This is a genomic window from Flavobacterium sp. UBA7680 (assembly GCF_002482975.1).
Classification (GTDB): domain Bacteria; phylum Bacteroidota; class Bacteroidia; order Flavobacteriales; family Flavobacteriaceae; genus Flavobacterium.
Genome location: NZ_DLHA01000029.1, coordinates 1 through 21,617 on the forward strand (window position 1 = coordinate 1; position 21,617 = coordinate 21,617).

The window sequence follows — 21,617 nt, forward strand, 5'->3', positions numbered from 1 at the left end:
CAGCATTGCACATCGAATTTTAAAACTTAAAAATAAATCCGATATCAATCAATTATATCTTGAAACTCAGAAATTATACGAGAAATTAGCGATTTTAAAATTTGTGGATGAAAATTTCGACGAAGTAAAACCAACAATCAGCCACAGCGAAATTAGTTCTGAAATCGAAACTATTTTTGAAAAAGAGGAAGTTTCGACAGAAACTATTGCTGCTCCAGCTATTGTTGAAGAAGTTAAAGCTGAAGAAACTCCAGAAATTCCGGTTATTGAAGAAGTCGCTGCAGAAATTCCTCAAGAGACAATTCCAGAAGCTGTTCAGGAAACTGTTGAAATACCTGTTGAAGAAAAAATAGAAGAACCAATTGTTGCAGAAATTCCGAAGCCAGAAGTTATAGAAGAAGTTGAAAAAGCAGAAGATTCAAAAAATAATATCGAAGAACTTTCGTTCACAACTGTAAATAATTTAAAACCAATCCCGGATTTTAAACCTGCTTTTGAATTAGACACTGAAGAAATAAAAGAGGAAGAACCTAAAACAGAATCAAAAGCAACTCCAATTCCGATTGCATTTGAAGATTTCGGAATCAATTATGCCGATGCACAATTTGTAAAAGTGGACAGTTTCGAACCAGTTTCTTCTTCAAACAATGATTTAAAAGAGAAAAAGAATTTTGAAATCCCTGTTTTAGAAACTCCGAAAGAACCGAAATCAGTTTCTTTAAACGAAAAATTAGCAAAAGGTTTCCATATTGATTTGAACGATAGAATCGCTTTTACAAAAAATCTTTTCGGAAACAGTACAGAAGATTACAGTCGCGTTTTAAACCAATTATTAACTTTTGATTCTTATGTAGAAGCTAAAGATTTTATCGAAAACATGGTGAAACCGGATTATAATAATTGGGAAGGAAAAGACGATTACGCAGAACGTTTTCTTGGAATTATTGAGAAAAAATTCGCTTAAAAAAACAAAACACAGATTTCACGAATTAACACGAATTTTTTCTTTGTGAAATTTTTAAAAGCACTTGTAATCTGTGTCAATTCGTGACTCGAGCGAAAGCGAACAGACGAAGTAAATTTGTGTTATAATATCAAAAAATATGTCAAAATTATATATCGTTCCAACGCCAATTGGCAATCTTGAAGACATGACTTTTAGAGCCATTCGGGTTTTGAAAGAAGTCGATTTGATTTTGGCTGAAGATACCCGAACAAGCGGAAAACTCTTGAAGCATTTTGAAATTGGCACGCACATGCACAGCCATCATATGCATAACGAACACAAAACAACCGAAAATTTAATTGCACGTTTGAAAGCCGGCGAAACCATCGCTTTGATTTCAGATGCAGGAACTCCGGCAATTTCAGATCCGGGATTTTTGTTAACTCGTGCTTGTGTTGAAAATAAAATTGAAGTCGAATGTCTTCCGGGCGCAACGGCCTTTGTTCCAGCACTTGTAAACAGCGGACTCCCAAATGATAAATTTATTTTTGAAGGTTTCCTTCCTGATAAAAAAGGACGTCAGACTCGATTTTTAGCTTTAGCCGAAGAAACCCGAACCATGATTTTATATGTTTCTCCGCATAAACTCGTTAAAACATTAGCCGAATTTATTCAGTATTTTGGAGAAGACAGACAAGTTTGCGTGTCAAGAGAACTATCAAAATTACACGAAGAAAATGTACGCGGAACGGCAAAAGAAGTTCTAGCGCATTTTGAAAAAACAGCACCACGAGGCGAAATTGTCGTTGTGGTTGCCGGAAAAACAATAATAAAAGAAGCTAAGAAAAGTAAATTTTCTAAAGACGAAGAAGAATAATTTATTCATGCCACAGATTAAAAAGATTTAAAAGGATTATTTTTTTGCCACGAATTACACAAATTTTCACTAATTAAATTCGTGCTAATTGGTGTAATTCGTGGCAACATTTTTTATTAATCTGTATTAATCCATTTAATCTGTGGCAAAAAAACTAATACACAACAACATGAGCATACAAGCCTTTTTAGAAAAAGTAAAACAAACACCAACCCAAATAACATTTCCTGAAACTATTGCGGTTATTGAAGAAAACTACAATTTTACACCTACTGCTTTTCAAAACGGAACACAGCATAATGCTGCCGGAGAAAATTCAGGTTCTTGTAAATTATTTTCTTTTGCAAAACTGCAAAACTTAAGCAAAGAAGAAACTTTGGCTTGTTTTGGTGCTTTTTATTTTGAAGAAGTTTTAGGAGATCCAAACGGAACAAACCACCAAAACATTAGAAATTTCATCAACTTAGGCTGGGATGGAATCCAGTTTGAAGGAAATGCTTTGAATCTGAAATAAATACTAAGATCTTTTTAAAATGAAGGAAAGACTAAAAGAAATTTCAATTATAATATTTCTGCTTATAATTGGCATTCCTTTGTCCATATTATTCTTTCCTATAATTCTGGTTTATTTGATATTTGAATTTTTTCAAAAAAAAGGATTCAAAAAAAGATATAGCAATTATTTAGTATCGATTGAAGGAAAAAAATTCTTCTGTTACAACAACCGAAAAAACAATCATCATTATATCGAAAAAAATATTATTCCAAATCTCGCAAGTGACATTGAACCCGTTTTTCTTGAAGGTAAACGTATTAGAAATGAAGACAATCGAGAATATATTGCACACATGTTACTGAGCATTTCTGAGCGAAAAGGATTTCCATATCTAATCAAAATTAAAAATGGAAAAGCAGTAGATAAATCAATAAACAATGAATTTCACAACTTCAAAAGTCAAAATAAAAACCCTGAAGATTTAATAGTTTTAATAAACGCCAGTTTTGAGAATCTAAAATCTGAAGTTTAAAATCTACAATAAAAAATGCGTTGGACAATAAAACCAAAACCTTCTGAAGATAAAATCAAACATTTGGCGCAAGCCTTAAATGTAGAAGATTTTGTAGCAACACTTTTGATTCAGCGTGGCATTGATACATTTGAAGATGCCAAGAATTTCTTTCGTCCGTCTTTAGAACATCTTCACGATCCATACTTGATGAAAGATATGGACAAAGCCGTTGCACGAATAGAAAAGGCAATTAAAAATCAAGAAAACATATTAGTTTTTGGCGATTATGATGTTGACGGAACAACAGCTGTTTCTTTGGTTTCTTCTTATTTAAAATCGCATTATTCTCATATTGCTACTTACATTCCAGATCGCTATGACGAAGGTTATGGCATTTCCTATAAAGGAATTGACTATGCAGACGATAATGGAATTTCATTGATTATCGCGCTCGACTGCGGAATTAAATCAATCGATCATATCGCCTACGCGAAAGCAAAAAACATTGATTTCATTATTTGTGATCACCACCGTCCAGGAGAATTTCTTCCAGATGCTGTTGCAATTTTAGATCCAAAAAGAGAAGACTGCTCCTATCCTTACGACGAATTATGCGGCTGCGGTGTTGGCTTTAAATTGATTCAGGCTTTGGGACAAAATCGAAATGAAACTATCGAAGATTTAGTTCCGTATCTGGATTTAGTTGCCACGGCAATTGCTGCAGATATTGTTCCGATAACGGGAGAGAATCGTGTTCTAGCATATTTCGGTTTGAAAGTAATTAATAGTGAACCAAGACCCGGAATCAAAGCTCTAGTTCATCAGGTAAAAAAGAAAGTTCTGGATATTACCGATGTTGTTTTTATTATTTCTCCCCGAATTAATGCTGCCGGAAGGATCAAACATGGAAATCACGCCGTTGAATTATTAACTGAATTTGATTTTGAACAAGCCCAGCAATTCGCCTCAGAAATTGAACAATACAACGCAGACCGAAAAGATTTAGATAAAAAAATCACCAAAGAAGCTTTTCAGCAAATTCTGGAAAATCAGGAAGAAGAACGTTTTTCTACTGTTGTTTTTCAGGAAGACTGGCACAAAGGCGTAATTGGAATTGTAGCTTCACGATTAATTGAAACGTATTATCGCCCCACTTTGGTTTTCACTAAAAGCGGAGACAAATATGCGGCTTCTGCCCGATCTGTAAAAGGATTTGATGTTTATAATGCACTCGATGCGTGTTCCCAACATTTGGAACAATTTGGAGGCCACATGTATGCCGCCGGAATGACTTTAAAAGCCGAAAATTATCAGCTTTTTAAAGAAGCTTTTGAGAAATGTGTACAGGAAACTATTTTACCGGAAATGCGAACTCCGGAAATCGAAATTGATGCCGAAATAAATTTCTCAGATATAACTCCAAAACTTATTCGGATTTTAAAACAATTCGAGCCTTTTGGTCCGCAAAATATGACACCGGTTTTTATGACTTCTGATCTAAAAGATACTGGTTATGCCAAAACTTTGGGTTCTGAAGAAGAACATTTAAGACTTTTCGTTAAACAATCAAACTCCGACGGAATTGCTGCCATTGGCTTCGGACTCGGAAAAAAACTCAATATAGCACAAAATCAAAATCTGTTTCAATTGGCGTATACAATTGCCGAAAATGAATGGAACGGAACTATTTCAACACAGCTTATGCTGAAAGACATTAGAACAAATGACAACTAAATCAAACAAGCCAGATCCATATCAGGCACTTCGCTACAGAGAATTCAATGTGTTTTTATTACTTCGTTTCTGCATGGTTTTTTCCTGGGCAATGCAGTTTATCGTGATTGAATGGGAAGTCTACAGTTTAACTAAAAACCCGCTTTCGCTGGGAATTATTGGTTTAATGGAAGTTATTCCAGCCGTTGGTATGGCTTTATTTGCTGGACATATTGTGGATCAAAAAGAAAAGAAGGGATTACTGGTAAAATGTATTCTGGGATTTTCGATAATCAGTTTTGGATTGTTTTTATTGACCTGGCCAAAAGTTGTTGGTGATTGGTCTCCAACTGTTATTTTATATTCCATTTATGCTTTAGTCTTTTTAGGCGGATTAGTTAGAGCTTTTCTTGGGCCAACTATTTTCTCTCTATTATCACTTATTATTCCTAAAAAAGCATATCCAAATGCGGCTACCTGGAGTAGTTCCGTTTGGCAGATTGGTGCCGTGATGGGTCCGGCGCTGGCTGGATTCTCCATTAACTGGATTGGGGTTCACTGGTCAATGTGTCTGGTTTTTGGGTTCTCTCTTCTTTCATTAGCAGCCTTATCACAAATCAGTACAAAACCAATCATAAATCCGAAGATTGGAGAATCGATAAAAGACAGTCTTACAGAAGGTTTGACTTTTGTATTTAAAAACCAAATTGTTTTAGGTGCTTTATCTCTTGATATGATTGCTGTACTTTTTGGAGGTGCAGTAGCATTATTACCCGTTTTTGCGCAGGATATTTTAAAAGTCGGTCCTGAAGGATTTGGAATATTAAGAGCCGCGCCTGCAGTTGGATCTTTTATTACAATGCTCGTTTCTGCTTATGTGCCCTTATACAAAAATGCAGGAAAGAAACTTTTAGTCGCCATATTTGTTTTCGGATTATCAATCATCTTATTTGGTCTTTCTACGTCGCTCTGGCTTTCGGTTTTTGCTTTATTTTTAAGCGGACTTGCTGACGGAATTTCTGTAGTTATTCGCCAAACCATTTTACAGCTTAAAACGCCCGATCATATGCGCGGACGTGTTGGTGCTGTAAATTCAATTTTTGTTGGATCGTCTAATGAATTAGGTGCTTTTGAAAGTGGTGCAACTGCTAAATTGATGGGAACAGTTACATCGGTTATTTTTGGAGGAAGCATCACGCTTTTGACGGTTTTAGGCTTTGGTTTTATATCACCTACCTTTAGAAATCTAGATCTTAAAAAAGATATGGATGATCATCACAATCAGGAGTAATGGCTAAAATCAAAAATATAATTTTAAGAATTCATCTCACAACATTAATTATACTTTTAATTAATTTCATAATTAATGTTGTTTTCGAAATTAGCTTAATTGCCAATATCCGTTTAGTTCTTAAAATTCTACTTTATGTTTCAGCTTGCATCTTATTCTTTTTTTATGTGAAGCCATTTAAAAAAAGAGCTTTATATTTTTCAATTTATATCTTTTCACCCGTTTTCATTTTTATAAGTTGGTTAATCGATGGGATTTTTGGAGCTATTTTAGGATCGATTTTCCTTTTTTTCTTTGTTCCAAATGATAACCGGTTTGAAAATGATCAAATTCAAATCAATAGAAAAACTGCAGGCCTTTTAGGCGCATGCTGTAAATATGAAGTAATTGAAAAAAAATACTTTTTATTTGAAAAAAATGTAGCCGAATTTCAATTTGAAAGCAATCTGTATTTCAGAAAAGAAGATATTCAAATTAAAAAAGACACATTAAAAATGCATCTTATTTTAAAAAACTATCATCCCCAAGAAGATGATCACTATATCACAACAGATACAATCATTTACACCGTTTTAAAACACTAATTTATAGATAATGAAATCATTGCTTCTTGTTTTCGTTTTAACAATGTCGTTTTTCGCAAATGGACAAAATCTTTATATCAAAACATACGGAAACGAAAACAATAAACCCATAATTTTCATTCATGGAGGCCCAAGCGGCAACGCAACTTTATTTGAAGGAACAACAGCTCAAAATCTGGCTGATAAAGGTTTTTACGTAATTGCATACGATCGAAGAGGTGAAGGAAGATCTGCAGATCCTGAAGCGAAATTTACTTATGAAGAAGCTTTTCAGGATTTAAATTCAATCTATAAAAAATATCATTTAAAGAAAGCAATTTTACTTAGTCATAGTTTTGGCGGTTTGGTTGCAACACTTTATACCAATAAATATCCGCAGAATGTAAGCGCTTTGGTTTTGGCTGGAGCATTATTTTCTCAACAGGAAACTTACGACCATATTTTAAATTCTATAAAGAAAATCCACGACGGTGATTCTAAAACGCTGAATAAAATAGCTTATGTAGAAAAACTCGATAAAAATTCTGCTGGATATAGAAAACATTGTTTTGACTTGGCAAGTGATGAAAATTATTTTAAAATGCCAAAACCAACAAAAGCATCTAAAAAATTATATGCCAATTATGAAGCAGGAGAATTTTTTAAAACCAACATTCGTAACAAAAATGCACCTTTGCTTTTTTATCAAAATGAAAAACAAAATAACATCGACAGTAGGCCTTTTTTAAAAAGAATTAAAGCCAAAGGAGTTCCAATTTTTGCCATTTACGGAAAAGATGATGGTATTTTCTCTTCGTCACAAATTACTTCAATTAAAAACCTAGCGGGCAAAGATCACTTCGCATTGCTTGACAATTGTTCACATTATCTTTTTGTTGATCAACAAGTTGAATTTCTGTCTAACATAAAGAAATGGCTTAAATAGTTTTTTTAACCATATAAGTGATATAAGTTCATTTAATAAAAAATTGACGCCAAACTTAAATTATCTTATATCACTTATATGGTTCAACATTTTTTCATTTTTATGAATTTTTTATTTAGAATTAATATAAATAATATTTATATTTGTTGAAATAAAAGGATTTACGATGAGAGAAATAGAACAGATATATCATAATAATTTTGGAATAGCCTTTTACTGGAAACAAAATAACCAAACCATTTTGGACAAAGTACAATTGGTATTTAAAGAAACAGGCTTTTATTTTAGTGTATCAGAATTGAATCAGTTTTGTGATTTAATCGAAGACAGCATGATGGAAAATACTTGTTGCGAAGCTTGCGAAATGAAATATTCCTGCCATAAATTTTTATTGAAAACACCTTGCAATTCAATAGACCTTGCTGTTTCTATGACTGAACTAAAATCAATTAAAGATTTGGTTGAAGGTTCTTTATTTAAAATTGAATTAGATGAATATGTTTACGGAGCCGGTTTAAACTAGAAACATTCTAAATATTTTAACAGCATTTTTTCATTATTCAAATATATTTTGATTGTATTCAAAATAAAGTATATTTACAACAATGAAAAAAATAGGCATTCTTTTTACCCTTGTTGTTTTATCAGTTTTCTTTACGAACTGCAGCAACAAATCTGATGAATATATTGATCCGCGCGGAACTGACTATGCCGGTTCTGAAAGCTGTATTCAATGTCATCAGGTTCAATACAACATGGCATTGCAGAGTTCTCACTTTAAAGCTACTGCTCCCGCAATTTCAGAAAATGTTTTAGGCGATTTTGACAAAGGCGATCATACTTTTATTTATGACAAAAACACCAAATTAGTCATGGAAAAACGCAACGATAGTCTTTATCAGGTTTTGTATAAAAACGGAAAAGAAGTCGAAGCGCATCGATTTGAAATAGTATTTGGTGCTAAACATGCACAGACATCTGTTTATTGGCGCAATAATAATACCTACGAATTACCTGTTTCTTATTACAATTCTATACACAATTGGGCAACAAGTCCGGGATTTCCTGCTGATAAACCTTATTTTGACAGAATGGTGGTAAAGGATTGTTATGCGTGCCATGCATCAAATGCCAGCAGCAGAAGCGTAAATCAAAATTCTGAGGAGAGAAATTTCATGTCTATGGATGTTGAAGATATTATCGATAAAAAAACAATTGTTTACGGAATTGATTGTGAGCGCTGCCACGGCCCTGCAAAAAAACACGTCGAATTTCATCTAAAAAATCCAAACGTAAAGGTTGCTAACAGTATTACAAGTATCAAAAATCTTAACAGGCAACAAAAACTAGACGCTTGTGCCCTTTGCCATGCTGGAAATGACGGAATGAAATTGAAGTCTCGCTTTGAATTTAAACCGGGAGATAATTTATCTGAGTTTTATCGTGAAACCAGAAGTATTAACGATACAACCAATTTTGACGTTCACGGAAATCAGTTTCGTTTAATGGCGCAAAGCAAGTGCTTTATAAACAGCGAAAAAATGGATTGTATTACATGTCATAATCCGCATGAAAATGCATCTAAGAATATGGCATCGTATTCTAAAATCTGTATGACTTGTCATAAAGGTTTAAAACACAATCAACAAACGCTGAAAATAATGCCGGAGAAATTATTGGCAGATAATTGTGTAGAATGTCATATGCCGAAAAAAGCATCAGGAGCAATTAAATTTCAGCTTTCCAACAGTAAACAACTTTCAGAATATATTCTGAGAACGCACAAAATTGGAATTTATCCTGCGAATAAAAAGTAGTTACGATTCGAATTTTTGAAGCTCAAAAGTTTCGCCGTCAAAAACACCGTAAGTAAAATATCCAATCCAATCACCTAGATTTACATAGTTTGAGTCTTCTCCTACCGGAATAATCATGGGTAAATGACGATGTCCGAAAATGAAATAATTGTAATGTTTAGTTTCTAGTTTACGTTTAGCATACAAAACCAGCCATTCGTTTTCTTCACCTAAAAACTTTACATCTTCGTCGCCAGAAATTAGTTTGTTTTTAACTGATAAATATTGCGCCAAACTTACGCCAACATCTGGATGAAGCCAACGAAACAACCATTTTGAAAACGGATTTGTAAATACCTTTTTCATTCGTTTATACCCTTTGTCGCCAGGACCTTTTCCGTCGCCGTGGCCAATTAAAAAGGTTTTTCCGTTAAAAGTAAATTCTTTATTGTCGTGATAAACCGGAATATTTAATTCGGTTTGAAAATAATCATTCATCCATAAATCATGATTTCCAACGAAAAAATAAATCGGAATTCCGCTGTCACGAATTTCAGCCAGTTTTCCTAAAACACGAACAAAGCCTTTTGGAACAACAGTTTTGTATTCGAACCAAAAATCAAATAAATCACCTAATAAAAAAATAGCTTCGGCATCTTCTTTAACTTTATCCAGCCAAGCCACAAATTTTTGCTCACGCGGCAGGCTCAACTCAGGAGTTGGCGCACCAAAATGTTGATCTGAAGCAAAATATACTTTTTTCATTCGTGAAGTTATGGATTATGAGTTATAAGTTATGAGCGAAAAACTTGGAATTTGGAATTTCTTTTTTGAAATTTAAATATTATCACTTGCGTACCATTCTGCAAACGAAGATTCTGTTTCCTGAAGTTTAAGTGAGAAAAGAGAAATTCCAGAAGGAAGTCTTGCGATAATTCTTTCTGCAAAATCAACTACCATGTTTTCACTTGTTGGCTGATAATCAACCAAAATTACATGATGTCCGCGGTTTTTTAATTCATTTGCTAATTCGACATGCGGCGTTGTTTGGTTAAAAACAGTTGCATGATCAAACTGATCGACGATTTCTTCTTTTACAATTTTCTTTAGATCAGAAAAGTCAATTACCATTCCGAATTTCACATTAGACCTGTCAGTAATTGGCGAGCCAATAACGGTTACCGACAATTTATAACTGTGCCCGTGAACGTTCTTGCATTTTCCGTCGTAACCGTACAATGCATGTCCGGTTTCGAAACTAAATTGTTTTGTAATTCTAATATTACTCATCGATTTTTAATTTAAGGTTGCAAATTTGCAAATTTACAAATTAATAACCGTTTTTGTCTCTTTTTTTGGCTCTGATATACATCCAGTAAGCAATTCCTATTAAAAACAGGAACGGAATAAAAGATCCAATCAAAACTCCAATTTGATAACCGCTGTCTGGAGCATTTTTAATTTTCTCCGCAACATCGACTTTTTGAAATAATGAAATGAGTTTCATTTGAACTTATATTTATTGTTATTTTTTATTTAGCCACAGATTAAAGGATTAATCGGATTATTTTAGATTACTTTTTAAATTGTCTCAAAGCATTTCTGCTAAAATCAGACAAAACTAATTTTCCTGTAATTGAAGCTCGTTCAATTAGCAACGATTCCCATTGTTCTGTGCCTTCCCAAATAATCTTTTTCATTTCCTGAAGTGCTTCGGGATTGTATGAACTTAATTTTTTAGCAAAATTCTGAACATCGTTATCCAGATTAGAAGCATCACATAAAACAGAATAAAGTCCTTTTTGAAAAGCCCATTCAGCTGTTTTCCATTGTTCGGCAGCCAATGTCATTTCGGCCATTGCAGTTTTTCCTATTTTACGAGAAACAGCTGGTTCAATTACAAAAGGTCCAATTCCGATAGCGAGTTCAGACAATTTCACATCACTTAACAATGTTGCAAAAGTATAATCACAAGCCGCAATAATACCTACACCTCCGCCAACAGCTTTTCCCTGAACGCGGCCAATAATCAATTTATTGCAATTGCGCATTGCATTTAGCAAATGAGCAAAACCAGAGAAAAATTCTGCTCCTTGTTCTTCATTTTCAACTTGTAAAAGTTCATCAAATGAAGCTCCGGAACAAAAAGCTTTTGCGCCCTGACTTTTTAAAATGATAACCGAAACATTCTCGTTTCGGCTCAATTCGTTGATTTCGGTTGTCAATTGATTTAATAATTCACGCGGAAAAGAATTACTTGCAGGATGCCCAAACTGCACTGTGGCAATTGTATCTTGAAAAGAAGTCTCTAAAGATCCTTTTGTGTTTTCTGAACTCATAAAAATATTTTTAAAGGTAAAGTTACGCTTTTGCAAAATATTTTATCTGATAGGTTCTGAAATTTGTTTTTTGAGAAATATTTGACTTTATTTGTTAACGCTTTGGGGGATTAGCTCATTTGGCTAGAGCGCTTGCCTGGCAGGCAAGAGGTGACCGGTTCGAATCCGGTATTCTCCACAATTAATTTTCAGCCTATAAATCTTACATTTATAGGCTTTTTTTATGCTAAAATATGATTTAGATAGTGATTTTTTGATAAATTAGGACGGTTCTAGGACTGAAATAGTTCTATTAAAACACATGCAAACCTACTTTCCACCTTGTTTTCTAAGTAGTTTTAATTTTCGTTCTTGTGATTGTAGGACCGCACCTTCTTTTATTCTCTCTTTTTTTGTGAGATTTTTAATTTCAGTTTCGGGGTTTAACACCTCAACAACAACTTGTTTAGCCAGAGTTTTAACATCAACTCGTTCGCTATCTCTGATATAGGAAATCATTTTATAAGTTTTAGTGTTTACTGATAATGTTACAAGTCCAGTAATTTTTTTATAGTGTTCAACAATTTGTTCTAATGTATTTAAAGCTAATTGAACATCACTAGTGTCGAGTGGTGAGCCAACGTGTTTTCCAGTAATAATATTATTCGTTACATTATATTTAAGCGTGTTTAGTTTTTCTAATATTTCCAAAACATTACTATTGGTAAATTTAACTCTATACCGCTTATCACTAGTGTACTTAAAACTTGTAGTGAAAATCATATCGAATTGATTTATTAAATTTATGATTGTCATAACGATTATTATTTTAGGAGTGGTTAATTGCTATCAAATTTACAAATTCTTAGGTCTTTTTCAAGAATTAAAGAAATATAAGGTGCAATTGTTTCTATTCTATACTTCACAATCAAACTATTGTTTTAAATATTTTTAAAATTTTATTTGCTCTCAACCTATTGACTTATTGAATAATTAGAAGTATCGTTGAAAATAAGTGCCGATAATCTGATTTTTTTCGATTAGGTGCATATTTAATATAAAGGGCAAATTGGATAAAACCTCTCTTGTCCTAATTATATCTAATAAACAAAATACTAATGATAGAAGAAAGTAAAAATATTATTGATAAGATAAATAGTAATAGAGCTAAAATATATTATCAACTTAATCAATTAGAAGAAATAACTGGAATGTCTCCAAGGACCCTAAAATATAGGATGAAATTGGTAAAAGAAAAATATTCAAATATTCCTAGTCTTCTAAAACGTAATGGCAAAGCATGGCAAATTCATTATACTTTAATAGATGAGTTCTTACCAAAATACAATAAGAAACAATCGAATCTTACTAACCATAAATGGGAAACCATAATGACTTGGAATACTAAAGACAGTTACGATATTAATTATCATGTACAATTGATTAAAGAAGTTAAGCAAAAGTTACCATCCGTAAACATAGGCTATGTTATTGAAACCGATGGACGTGGTGTAAGTCATCTTCACGCTATAACTGACGGATTTAAAGATAATGTTGAAATTGCAGTCTCAGGAATTCTTAATAAATATATTGATTCTGGGCAATATCGTTGCCAAATCGAAAAAATAAATAATTATGGTAGCATCACCAGTTACCTTAAAAAAAGTGGTGAAATAACGATTATTTAAAGACAGAAATATGAAAAAACAAGAATTTAATAATGATGAATTCAAAAGAAAACTTGGAATAACTCCACGTGTATTACAGCCATATAATTTTGAGCGATATAGAAAAATAAACCGAAATTTAACTGAAGATGTTTATAGGCAACTAAGAATAAATGGCTCAGAATGGAAAATATTATGTGGACTAAGTGTATCTACGCATTGGGGAAATGTGATTTTGAAGGAAGTATGGGAGCTTAAATGTGATGATTACTATAAAGAAAGTGATTTTTATAAATTCAGATACACTCCTGAAAAATATTTAGAGCTACAATGGTAATTAGCACTGACGATAAAATAAAGCTAAAACAATTGGAAATATCTATTGAAAGTGACCCAAATCGAAAACAAGATTTACAAAAACAATTACAGAAACTACAGTTGGAAAAAGAAATTGAACAAATACGCAAGCGTATAGAGCAAATTGGATAACCCCGTCCCCCCTCCTTATCTTACAATCAAAAAAGATAGGTCTTGTTACCCACCCGCACAAAAGGATATTGTAGCACTAATACCGCCACGTATGGATATGTTCCAGTACTTTTTTTCTAATTTTTTTAGCAATAAATGTTCCTAAAAGTACCTACGTTAGCACGTATTCAGTAAAGGTGGTAATTTCTAGAATCAATGTTTTAATAGCTTTAAAAAGGTATTCCAGTAAAGAAATGCCTTTAATGTTTCATTTTAAACAAATGGGTCGTGCTCTGCACGATCCATTCTGTTTAAAATATTATGATAAAAGTATTTTTTGTATTTTTTGAACAGTTCCAAGACTGCAACCTCCAATTTTCGAAGCTCGTCTAAGTGACTCTCCATTTTTCAACTCACGAACCACCGATTTATATTTATTTAAAATTTCATCATCTGTCATTCTTGTTCCGTAAAGCCTTCCTTTATATGTACCTTTTGCTTTTGCTACCTCAATGCCTTGTCGTTGGCGCTCTAGCATGTTTAATCGTTCCATTTCGGCAACATTCCCAAGAACACTAATTATCATTTTAAAGCTTGGATTCGGCTTATTATCAATTAATGAAAACATGCCAATATTTTCAACGAATAGTCTTATTCCTTTCTGATTAAAATACTCTACCATTGTAAGTATGTCAATTATTGAACGCCCTAAGCGGTCAATAGATGAGATATGAATTTCGGAAACAAATCCTGTTTCGATATCGGCTATAAGTTTAGATGCTTCTTTTCGTTCAGTAAATTGGATTGAACCAGATGTTTTATCAATATAAATTTTTGAAAATTCTTTGGCATTCACTTCTTGACGACCTGTATTTTGTTCTAATGTTGAAACTCTAATGTATTTTACTTTTGACATGTTGGCTTGTATTTAATTTCATATCAAATATAGTGTATATTTTTAGACTGGCAAAATTATACACCTAAAAACCAGGTATTTAGACAAAATAATTGTATCATTTTCAACCATGCCTTTAAAACATACATCTACAGTATTTCAAATCTAATTAAAAACATTTCTTAGATTTGTCCTGCTAGACTATAAAGTCTTAAATACAAAAAAATCAATAAAACGTCAATTAGTAAGAATTAAAAATATGGAAGATGATTTAAATTTAGAAGTAAGAAGCCAAGTTCTATATTACTCTTTGAACACGGAAAGTTATATAAATACTTTACTTCTTAGCTATTTGGGAATTACAGATGACAAAAATAGCACTAAAAACTTTGGTAATAAAGCAGGCATTTCATTTAAAAATAAACTTGATTTATTATATGACATCAATGTGTTTACTAAAGATGAATATCTAAGTATTGATTTGCTAATGATATTTAGAAATAGATTTCTGCATGACATTGATTCGAATACCTACACAAATATTTTAGAAAATTTGGAAAACGGATTAAAAAACAGATTTAAAGTATTCATTGAAACGGATGGGCAAGAAAATGAAAAAAAATATGAAAAAGCATTTGAAAAATTATATTTCCACAACTTGAAAATAATAAATAATAAATATGCCGAAAGAACACAGTCTTTAGAAAGGCATCAAGATTTCTTAATTGGGATTCTAGATGCGTACGAATCTTTGTCATCATTATCAAATGACTTTGCATCTGATATTTGTTTAAGAATGGCAAACATCCTTGATAAAAATCCTGAAGCAATAGTTTTTATAGATGATGTCTCTGAGAAAATTGTTAATTATACCAATGAGCTTAAAAATTTAGGTACTATTCATGAAAAATTGTTTGAAAGCCATCATTACAATATCATCTTAGCTGGCAAAACGATACTATGATTCAAAGAAGTTTAGTACAGATTTAATTAGATATTTGAACAGAAATATCAAACTAAAAAGTTTTTACTTTATTATGTTGGTCTGCGAAGCAGATCAACATAATAAAACAATATTTGGTTTTATAGTTAAATACTTGTAATGAATTTACTCATGCTATTAAAATTGACACTTGCAGTAGGCAAGGCTTTTTTACATCAAACTTATAGAATAATTCGTGAGAATTCTCATATATTTGATTTGTTTAAAAACTAGAAACTACGTCTACGCTAATTGACGAAAGTTTTTTTCGGATACAAACGAGTTGCAAAACATCATAAAACCTAACAAGATGAACCAATGTTATAACTGCGGAATACCTTTATCGGAACTAAAAAAAAATGAAAGGACAAAAGAGCACATTCCTGCCCGAGCTCTTTTTGAAGGTTATCCTATAGAATATCGCAATAATAGAAAAACTGTTCCAGCCTGTTTCAAATGCAACAATGAATACTCAACAATTGATGACTACATAAGAGACTTAATTGGAATAACGAATGAATCTGATTCAGAGAAAAAAGAATTGACAGCAAAGACCGTTAGGAAAATGTTCAAGAATAAAGGTGATTTAAATAAAAGAATGTCAATTAAAGAAAATAGTATCTATTTTAATTTCAACATGAGTACTATTGATAAATTACATCTAAAAAACTTTAAGGGCATATATACTTTAATTACAAAAAAACCTCTCGATAATTCATATAAACTTGATGTATATTCACTTGGGCATGACGAAAAAAAACTTAAACTTGGCGAAAAATTTCTTAACGAAATTAAACAATTAGAAAACTGGGATGTCTCAGGTCATGAAAATGTTTTTAAATTTAAAATGGTAACTGTCGATGTTGAATCTCTAACACTTACTGAATTAGTTAATGAAGACAAAAATGCTGAGCCAGAATTTATAATGTGCGGTATGGAATACAACTCAAGTGTAGTTGCTTTAGTAGTTGCTATGAAAGAAAATATGCAAAACTACGAAGTAACACCAAACAGTTAAGGTTGAAATAAAGAACTTGAAATAAAAAACCAATAAATTTGTTATGATCCTGCGGAGCAGGAGCATAACAATTAGACAAAATCCTTTTTAGATATAACAAGCTATTTAAGCTTTCAATCTAATCTTTCAACAAGACAATTAACTATGAAAAAGCCTCGAATTATTTTAAAAGAGCATTTATTGATGCCATTAATTGCTACTGAAAAGAGAGTTTATGAGATTAGAAAGGAGCTAGAAATGGAGATAACAGATATTAGACTCAATGGACTTTTTCTAATGCTTGTTTCATATATCGAATCAATGCAAAAAGAAATTATTAAATATTACCTAAAATATCAACCTGAAAAAATTCCCAATAAATTAATTCAAATAGAAACAGCAATACTTATTGAAAATGAGGATTTTTATTTGTTAGAAAATATAGTTGCTAAGCATGTTGATAAAATGCAATATTGGGAAATATCTAAGCTATTTTACGAAATTCTTAGAATAGAAAAACCTACGAATGATGATAAGATTAAGACAATTAAAGAAAGAAGAAACGAACTTATTCATAATAATTTAAAAGTAGATTTTAAACGTAAAGAGATTAAACAAGACTCAATAGACTTATTATATTTAAAAGATTGCCTTGATGAATATGAAAAGTACCTACTTGATATGAAAGTCAAAATATCTCAACATTTTATCATTTTTACCAAACTTTATGTGTTGGAAAAATTATGGCATTATACTTTTAAGACTTCATTATGTTCTAATTTTTCTGATTATTGGTATATTGATACTGCAAAGGATTGCATAACTGGATGTAAAAATTCTGAAATGGAAGATAGTTTATCATCAAGTGAAAAGTTTATGCTCGAAATTTGGCGAAGTCAAGTATGCGGAGGTAAAGTTAATTTTCCAAATATGGCATCTCTTGATAAGCACTCGCAAAATCATCTCTACTTATTCTTGAAACTATCCAACGACCTTTTTCTTTATTAAGTGATTTGTTAATAAACGCTAAAACTTTCTAATATTCGTTAAAGCCTTTGAAAAAATCTTCTAATGTAACATTCATAGCTTTAAGAATTTTGATAAGCGTATTTAATTGAATATTTGCTCCAGCTTCATATTTTCCATATTGTGGTCTGCTGATATTGTTTTCGTATGCAAAGTATTCAGAGTTCGTATAGCCCGCTTTTTTTCTGAAATATTTTAGTCTTTCACCTATTTTTTTTAAATAGATTAATTCTTCCGTTTTTAATTCTTTCTTAATATTCTCATTATTTTTTGAAGTCATTTTTTCGCTCTTTTTATAAAGCAAATCAATAGAATGTCTTCAAATTATGTAACTCCTAATTTAACCACTCTTAATATGGAGTTTTTTTTATATGTTTGTGACTCAATTTAAAACTTTAAAAATGAAAAAAACTTTAAATTTTATTGCATTCACTATTTTTTCTCTATTAGCTATTGGAATGACAAGTTGCAACACAACCAGTATTCAATCTGAAGAAGAGGTTAAAGAGTTTATTACTGGTCAATGGCATGATGAAACTGTTGAAAGCGGTGGTGTTATAACATATTATAGATTTGAAATAACAGCGCAAGAAATAAGATGTTGGAAGCAAATTGCTTTTCTTGACGGTACAGGAACAGGGCTTAAGGGAGATGATAAGTGGGAAGAACAAACTCCAGTTGCTTTATCTATTGGAAATGTTCAAGCAGAGTCTGCAACTAGTAAATCTTATGAGAAAAAATATAGAACATTAGGTAATTGCAGTTACGGAACATATACGTTTGAGCACAATTCAAAGTTCGGGAACTCATTGAATTTTAAGGATAATAATTCGGTTAATAGCGATACTGAGTGTGTTTTAGAGAAAGGTTGGGAGTATTAAAATTAGTCAAAGATTGGAGTGTTGACTAAAAACGAATCTGAATTAACTTGATTAATTATTATATGATTCTTATAATCCTGCGAAGCAGGATCATAAGAATCATTCCAATGTTCCAAATTAAAAAAAACAAGGTTTGCCACTTTGGTCAAAGGTTCTTGTAAATTATAGCTTTGTCAAATAAATAACTCCAATTTTTACTTTTGTATTTTTCTTCAGAATATTCAACTTATCAGTTTCGTTAAATATCATTAACACGTCGATATCTCCATCCGATATTTTTTGTTTTCCTTCGTCAATACTATTTAGTATCATAATATTATCTGATTGTTGAGATTCGATTTGTCTTACTTCTTGTCGAATAATCTCTTTTTTTTCTACAGTTTCTTTTTCCTGTTTTAAAGAAGCATGAGCAGAACCAATTGACATATTCCCTTTATTTAAGCTATCAATTATTGTTTGTGAACCATTGGATAGTATTTGAGAATATTTTACAACTGTAGTTCTTCCAACGTTGGCTATTTTGGCAATTTCAGCATAAGTATCAACCTTGTCAATTTCTTCTCCTCTATTCTCAAATGACTTTTTTGAAAATGCCCTTCCTGCTTTAGATAAATTTTCCTTAGCTAACTTTTCAATGGTTGGTTTTGAAAGAAACGCTAACCTAATCTTTTCCAAATTGGAAAGGTTTCTTCTTGTTAATTGGTTCTTGACCATCCATAGTTTGATTTCGTCAAGATTATTGAAGTTTTGTTTTAATTCTTTCGTTGAAACTTGCTGTTTATTAAGAGCTTTTAAAGCCATCAATCTAGTATGTCCTTCAATAACTAATTTTTGACCACTAGGAGTTGTTACAAATATAATTGGGTCGTTTAGTCCATTTATTCGAATATCCTCTTTTAAATTATTAAATAGTTCTTTATCAGCAAATGGAAGATATGATTTCAATTCCCAAATAGTAATCAAATCATCCAATTCGTCCATTATTAAATATTCATCGCCAAATAAATTAACTACAGGAATAGAATCATCTTTAACTGATGGATTTGACCAATATACCTTTCCGTCTAACATACTACCTCCTTTTGAATAATAGCGGTGTGCCTTATTAATTGTCGGGTCATTTGGATTTGGGTTATTTCTGGTTTTTCCCCATTGCTTAAAGAAGAAGTCAACTTTTTGCTCAGAACATTTCTCTTTGATTTTTAAAACCCATTCTTTTTTCATGGGTCTAACAGCATTACTTCCGCTTTCGCCTCCTACAATAACCCAATCAATACCTTTGAGGTCAATCTCTGTGATTTCTTCAATAAAAGGTTCAATTGATAAGAATTTGTGTTTAGCTCCGCATTTAACTAATGATTTAATTCTTCTAGTAGCTATTTGATTACCAACTGAAACTCCCATCCAGATATTATCCGTCCAATTAAGTTGGTCGGAATATTTTTCAAGTATATCATGTCTTTTAGTTAAGACTTGATAAGTATGCTGTGGTGTATCATTCATTACTTGGAACACTTGTTTGATGAAATCAAGTGAAATATCTTTGTGAAATAAATCGGACATCGAGTTTACAAAAACAGTACTTGGTTTTAGCCAGTTATGAGGTTCTTTTAGTGTATATGGATGCTCAACAACTACATCAAATCCTAACTTATACTTTTCCATATTTGGATTATGCATCTTCCGATACGTTTCTGTCTCTGCGTAACAAAAATCACATTCCTTCGAAATATGAGTACACCCTGTGGTAGGATTCCACGTTTTATTCGTCCATTCTATACTTGAAGCCATACTCTAAATTTCAATTTTATCAATTTCTTTCATAATTCTGTTATGTTTAAGCTTTATATCACAGGAATAGCTTTATCCTTAATATCAACGAACTGACCTAACTTTTTCAAATAAATTTCAGTAGTACTAATATTTGTATGTCTGTTAGCTTTCATAATTTGGCTGAGGGTCCATCCGTATTTGTATTTTGTTATGTTTGATGTATGTTTGAAAGAATACAAATCGTATCCTTTTTCATTTAGTCCTAATTTTTTTAATGCCGAAATCAATTTATTATATGGTGTGTTTTCTCCAATCTTTTTCTCTCCAACGATATTAACCGAAGAACCTGTCAGATAATAATCTTTCGGATATTGTTCCAGATTTAATTCTTTTAATACTGGAATAAAGCTTGAATTTATTTCCAAATAGTCATTTTCATCGTTGGTGTTAACTTTCTTAACAGATGCCGGAATTGTTATTGTATTAGCATTAATATCGATGTTTTCTACTTTAAGTCCTCTAATTTCAGAAGGACGCAAGCAAGTGTAATATATCATTCTACAAAAAAAAGCTGAATACTTATCATGTGCATCAAGATACTCTAATATTGTTTTTAGGTCCGCGTCCGAAAATGGGACGTGTCGTTCATCCGTTATCTTTTTACTTCTAATCATGCTATCAAATCCAATCATGGGATTAGTTTTTATAAGCTCCAATTTGATGCATACATTAAAGAACGTTGAAAAAATGCGTTTAGCACTCCTAACACTGTACTGCGAATAAGTGCCATCGTCTATTTTAGACTTGATAAAATTTTGAAGATTTTTTGTAGTTATTTCCGACAATAAGACATTTGGAAAATACTTGCTGAGAGCATTAACTTTACTTAAATAGGTCTGAATGGTTTTTTTTCGCGAATGATAATTCGTATGATATTCCTTAAATTGCCTTATCGCTTCATCTAAGGTCATTGTTTCTTTGCGCAACTGTTCAGTCCATTGCAAAGGATTAAATGGATTATATCCATTTTTAAGGTCCTGCTTTATACTTTCTAATAGGATTTCTCCCTTTAATTCTTTCTCATAAGGGTCATGGATTCTATTAAGGTCTGCTTTTACTTTAAATTGCTTACCATCGTAAGTATAGGATACATACCAAACATTTTTTGCTAGTTCCTTCAACTTACTACTTCCTTTTGGGATTGATAATGGCGTTTTACCTTTATTTAATTTGGGTGTTGTATAATTGCTCATAATCCTATAACTTTACAATACAAATATATGTATCGTTTAGGATAATTAGGACTGTTTTAGGATTAAAAATTATAAAATAATTTTAAAATACTAAAAAACAGCAAGTTATTATATTTAATAGAGAATCCGGTATTCTCCACGAAAAACAAAACCTTGTAAATTTAATTTTACAAGGTTTTTTATTTTAATCCTCAGAGTTATAATCTAAAACCCCA

General features: G+C 31.8%; 25 protein-coding genes and 1 tRNA gene. 17 read left to right on the forward strand and 9 right to left on the reverse strand.

The features are described 5' to 3' along the window. The 10 genes from B3C18_RS12145 to B3C18_RS12190 all read left to right on the forward strand — a co-directional run. On the forward strand, positions 1-964 hold a 964-nt coding region (locus B3C18_RS12145; RefSeq protein ID WP_291147018.1), incomplete at its 5' end, for a hypothetical protein. Positions 965-1,103: 139 nt separating this feature from the next. Continuing rightward, positions 1,104-1,823: a 16S rRNA (cytidine(1402)-2'-O)-methyltransferase gene (gene rsmI / locus B3C18_RS12150; RefSeq protein ID WP_291147020.1), complete on the forward strand. Its 720-nt coding sequence runs from the start codon at positions 1,104-1,106 to the stop codon at positions 1,821-1,823. 169 nt (positions 1,824-1,992) lie between these two features. Continuing rightward, positions 1,993-2,337 carry a HopJ type III effector protein gene (locus tag B3C18_RS12155; RefSeq protein ID WP_291147022.1) on the forward strand — a complete coding sequence of 115 codons (345 nt, stop codon included), beginning with the start codon at positions 1,993-1,995 and terminating at the stop codon, positions 2,335-2,337. 19 nt (positions 2,338-2,356) lie between these two features. Further along, complete coding sequence (locus tag B3C18_RS12160; protein ID WP_291147024.1) at positions 2,357-2,851, forward strand: hypothetical protein; 495 nt, start codon at positions 2,357-2,359, stop codon at positions 2,849-2,851. 15 nt (positions 2,852-2,866) lie between these two features. Continuing rightward, a complete protein-coding gene (gene recJ, locus B3C18_RS12165) occupies positions 2,867-4,567 on the forward strand; it encodes a single-stranded-DNA-specific exonuclease RecJ (RefSeq protein ID WP_291147026.1) in 1,701 nt (566 codons plus the stop codon). After that, complete coding sequence (locus B3C18_RS12170; RefSeq protein ID WP_291147028.1) at positions 4,557-5,837, forward strand: MFS transporter; 1,281 nt, start codon at positions 4,557-4,559, stop codon at positions 5,835-5,837. Before recJ ends, B3C18_RS12170 begins: the two co-directional genes overlap by 11 nt. 167 nt (positions 5,838-6,004) lie before the next feature. After that, positions 6,005-6,421, forward strand: coding sequence for a hypothetical protein (locus B3C18_RS12175; protein ID WP_291147030.1), 417 nt, complete (start codon positions 6,005-6,007; stop codon positions 6,419-6,421). Positions 6,422-6,431: 10 nt separating this feature from the next. Beyond that, entirely contained in the window at positions 6,432-7,346 is a 915-nt protein-coding gene (locus B3C18_RS12180) for an alpha/beta fold hydrolase (protein WP_291147032.1), read from the forward strand. Between the two features lie 166 nt (positions 7,347-7,512). Beyond that, a complete protein-coding gene (locus tag B3C18_RS12185; protein ID WP_291147035.1) occupies positions 7,513-7,869 on the forward strand; it encodes a hypothetical protein in 357 nt (118 codons plus the stop codon). 82 nt (positions 7,870-7,951) lie between these two features. Further along, positions 7,952-9,163 (forward strand): cytochrome c3 family protein, encoded by a 1,212-nt coding sequence (locus tag B3C18_RS12190; RefSeq protein ID WP_291147037.1) that lies wholly within the window; start codon positions 7,952-7,954, stop codon positions 9,161-9,163. Here the strand turns inward: B3C18_RS12190 and B3C18_RS12195 are convergent, their stop codons facing one another. The 4 genes from B3C18_RS12195 to B3C18_RS12210 all read right to left on the reverse strand — a co-directional run bounded on the left by B3C18_RS12195 (position 9,164) and on the right by B3C18_RS12210 (position 11,481). After that, positions 9,164-9,907, reverse strand: coding sequence for a UDP-2,3-diacylglucosamine diphosphatase (locus tag B3C18_RS12195; RefSeq protein WP_180856905.1), 744 nt, complete (start codon positions 9,905-9,907; stop codon positions 9,164-9,166). Between the two features lie 72 nt (positions 9,908-9,979). Next, on the reverse strand, positions 9,980-10,432 hold the full coding sequence (locus B3C18_RS12200; protein WP_256636233.1) for a 6-pyruvoyl trahydropterin synthase family protein: 453 nt from the start codon (positions 10,430-10,432) through the stop codon (positions 9,980-9,982). Positions 10,433-10,472: 40 nt separating this feature from the next. Next, positions 10,473-10,649: a hypothetical protein gene (locus tag B3C18_RS12205; protein ID WP_165590700.1), complete on the reverse strand. Its 177-nt coding sequence runs from the start codon at positions 10,647-10,649 to the stop codon at positions 10,473-10,475. Positions 10,650-10,716: 67 nt separating this feature from the next. Then, entirely contained in the window at positions 10,717-11,481 is a 765-nt protein-coding gene (locus B3C18_RS12210) for an enoyl-CoA hydratase/isomerase family protein (RefSeq protein WP_291147041.1), read from the reverse strand. Between the two features lie 104 nt (positions 11,482-11,585). On the opposite strand from B3C18_RS12210, the gene B3C18_RS12215 reads away from it, so the two are divergent. After that, positions 11,586-11,659, forward strand: a tRNA-Ala gene (locus B3C18_RS12215). Positions 11,660-11,790: 131 nt separating this feature from the next. Here B3C18_RS12215 and B3C18_RS12220 read toward each other — a convergent pair. Beyond that, positions 11,791-12,276: a hypothetical protein gene (locus tag B3C18_RS12220; protein WP_291147043.1), complete on the reverse strand. Its 486-nt coding sequence runs from the start codon at positions 12,274-12,276 to the stop codon at positions 11,791-11,793. Positions 12,277-12,578: 302 nt separating this feature from the next. Here B3C18_RS12220 and B3C18_RS12225 point away from each other — a divergent pair, with 302 nt between their 5' ends. Beyond that, on the forward strand, positions 12,579-13,148 hold the full coding sequence (locus tag B3C18_RS12225; RefSeq protein WP_291147045.1) for a hypothetical protein: 570 nt from the start codon (positions 12,579-12,581) through the stop codon (positions 13,146-13,148). A 10-nt stretch (positions 13,149-13,158) separates the two neighbouring features. After that, on the forward strand, positions 13,159-13,464 hold the full coding sequence (locus B3C18_RS12230; protein ID WP_291147047.1) for a hypothetical protein: 306 nt from the start codon (positions 13,159-13,161) through the stop codon (positions 13,462-13,464). A gap of 450 nt (positions 13,465-13,914) precedes the next feature. On the opposite strand, the gene B3C18_RS12235 is transcribed toward B3C18_RS12230, so the two are convergent. Further along, entirely contained in the window at positions 13,915-14,511 is a 597-nt protein-coding gene (locus B3C18_RS12235) for a recombinase family protein (RefSeq protein ID WP_291147049.1), read from the reverse strand. Positions 14,512-14,749: 238 nt separating this feature from the next. On the opposite strand from B3C18_RS12235, the gene B3C18_RS12240 reads away from it, so the two are divergent. The 3 genes from B3C18_RS12240 to B3C18_RS12250 all read left to right on the forward strand — a co-directional run bounded on the left by B3C18_RS12240 (position 14,750) and on the right by B3C18_RS12250 (position 17,477). Beyond that, positions 14,750-15,454: a hypothetical protein gene (locus B3C18_RS12240; protein ID WP_291147051.1), complete on the forward strand. Its 705-nt coding sequence runs from the start codon at positions 14,750-14,752 to the stop codon at positions 15,452-15,454. 328 nt (positions 15,455-15,782) lie between these two features. Then, positions 15,783-16,490, forward strand: a complete 708-nt coding sequence (locus tag B3C18_RS12245) for a hypothetical protein (protein WP_291147053.1) — start codon at positions 15,783-15,785, stop codon at positions 16,488-16,490. Positions 16,491-16,634: 144 nt separating this feature from the next. Further along, positions 16,635-17,477, forward strand: coding sequence for a hypothetical protein (locus B3C18_RS12250; RefSeq protein ID WP_291147057.1), 843 nt, complete (start codon positions 16,635-16,637; stop codon positions 17,475-17,477). 28 nt (positions 17,478-17,505) lie between these two features. On the opposite strand, the gene B3C18_RS12255 is transcribed toward B3C18_RS12250, so the two are convergent. Continuing rightward, complete coding sequence (locus B3C18_RS12255) at positions 17,506-17,775, reverse strand: helix-turn-helix domain-containing protein (protein WP_291147058.1); 270 nt, start codon at positions 17,773-17,775, stop codon at positions 17,506-17,508. A gap of 121 nt (positions 17,776-17,896) precedes the next feature. Between B3C18_RS12255 and B3C18_RS12260 the strand changes: the two genes are divergently transcribed. Beyond that, positions 17,897-18,376 carry a hypothetical protein gene (locus B3C18_RS12260; RefSeq protein WP_291147059.1) on the forward strand — a complete coding sequence of 160 codons (480 nt, stop codon included), beginning with the start codon at positions 17,897-17,899 and terminating at the stop codon, positions 18,374-18,376. 162 nt (positions 18,377-18,538) lie between these two features. Here B3C18_RS12260 and B3C18_RS12265 read toward each other — a convergent pair whose 3' ends face one another. Both B3C18_RS12265 and B3C18_RS12270 read right to left on the reverse strand, forming a co-directional pair. Then, positions 18,539-20,167 (reverse strand): DUF5131 family protein, encoded by a 1,629-nt coding sequence (locus B3C18_RS12265; protein WP_291147061.1) that lies wholly within the window; start codon positions 20,165-20,167, stop codon positions 18,539-18,541. Positions 20,168-20,220: 53 nt separating this feature from the next. Continuing rightward, a complete protein-coding gene (locus B3C18_RS12270; protein WP_291147063.1) occupies positions 20,221-21,402 on the reverse strand; it encodes a tyrosine-type recombinase/integrase in 1,182 nt (393 codons plus the stop codon). Positions 21,403-21,617: the final 215 nt, after the last annotated feature.

Excerpts from the sequence above, each read along its gene's own strand:
- rsmI (WP_291147020.1), top strand. The coding sequence starts at position 1,104 with ATGTCAAAATTATATATCGTTCCAACGCCAATTGGCAATCTTGAAGAC.
- B3C18_RS12155 (WP_291147022.1), top strand. The coding sequence starts at position 1,993 with ATGAGCATACAAGCCTTTTTAGAAAAAGTAAAACAAACACCAACCCAA.
- B3C18_RS12160 (WP_291147024.1), top strand. The coding sequence starts at position 2,357 with ATGAAGGAAAGACTAAAAGAAATTTCAATTATAATATTTCTGCTTATA.
- recJ (WP_291147026.1), top strand. The coding sequence starts at position 2,867 with ATGCGTTGGACAATAAAACCAAAACCTTCTGAAGATAAAATCAAACAT.
- B3C18_RS12170 (WP_291147028.1), top strand. The coding sequence starts at position 4,557 with ATGACAACTAAATCAAACAAGCCAGATCCATATCAGGCACTTCGCTAC.
- B3C18_RS12180 (WP_291147032.1), top strand. The coding sequence starts at position 6,432 with ATGAAATCATTGCTTCTTGTTTTCGTTTTAACAATGTCGTTTTTCGCA.
- B3C18_RS12185 (WP_291147035.1), top strand. The coding sequence starts at position 7,513 with ATGAGAGAAATAGAACAGATATATCATAATAATTTTGGAATAGCCTTT.
- B3C18_RS12190 (WP_291147037.1), top strand. The coding sequence starts at position 7,952 with ATGAAAAAAATAGGCATTCTTTTTACCCTTGTTGTTTTATCAGTTTTC.
- B3C18_RS12195 (WP_180856905.1), bottom strand. The coding sequence starts at position 9,907 with ATGAAAAAAGTATATTTTGCTTCAGATCAACATTTTGGTGCGCCAACT.
- B3C18_RS12200 (WP_256636233.1), bottom strand. The coding sequence starts at position 10,432 with ATGAGTAATATTAGAATTACAAAACAATTTAGTTTCGAAACCGGACAT.
- B3C18_RS12205 (WP_165590700.1), bottom strand. The coding sequence starts at position 10,649 with ATGAAACTCATTTCATTATTTCAAAAAGTCGATGTTGCGGAGAAAATT.
- B3C18_RS12210 (WP_291147041.1), bottom strand. The coding sequence starts at position 11,481 with ATGAGTTCAGAAAACACAAAAGGATCTTTAGAGACTTCTTTTCAAGAT.
- B3C18_RS12220 (WP_291147043.1), bottom strand. The coding sequence starts at position 12,276 with ATGACAATCATAAATTTAATAAATCAATTCGATATGATTTTCACTACA.
- B3C18_RS12225 (WP_291147045.1), top strand. The coding sequence starts at position 12,579 with ATGATAGAAGAAAGTAAAAATATTATTGATAAGATAAATAGTAATAGA.
- B3C18_RS12230 (WP_291147047.1), top strand. The coding sequence starts at position 13,159 with ATGAAAAAACAAGAATTTAATAATGATGAATTCAAAAGAAAACTTGGA.
- B3C18_RS12235 (WP_291147049.1), bottom strand. The coding sequence starts at position 14,511 with ATGTCAAAAGTAAAATACATTAGAGTTTCAACATTAGAACAAAATACA.
- B3C18_RS12240 (WP_291147051.1), top strand. The coding sequence starts at position 14,750 with ATGGAAGATGATTTAAATTTAGAAGTAAGAAGCCAAGTTCTATATTAC.
- B3C18_RS12245 (WP_291147053.1), top strand. The coding sequence starts at position 15,783 with ATGAACCAATGTTATAACTGCGGAATACCTTTATCGGAACTAAAAAAA.
- B3C18_RS12250 (WP_291147057.1), top strand. The coding sequence starts at position 16,635 with ATGAAAAAGCCTCGAATTATTTTAAAAGAGCATTTATTGATGCCATTA.
- B3C18_RS12255 (WP_291147058.1), bottom strand. The coding sequence starts at position 17,775 with ATGACTTCAAAAAATAATGAGAATATTAAGAAAGAATTAAAAACGGAA.
- B3C18_RS12260 (WP_291147059.1), top strand. The coding sequence starts at position 17,897 with ATGAAAAAAACTTTAAATTTTATTGCATTCACTATTTTTTCTCTATTA.
- B3C18_RS12265 (WP_291147061.1), bottom strand. The coding sequence starts at position 20,167 with ATGGCTTCAAGTATAGAATGGACGAATAAAACGTGGAATCCTACCACA.
- B3C18_RS12270 (WP_291147063.1), bottom strand. The coding sequence starts at position 21,402 with ATGAGCAATTATACAACACCCAAATTAAATAAAGGTAAAACGCCATTA.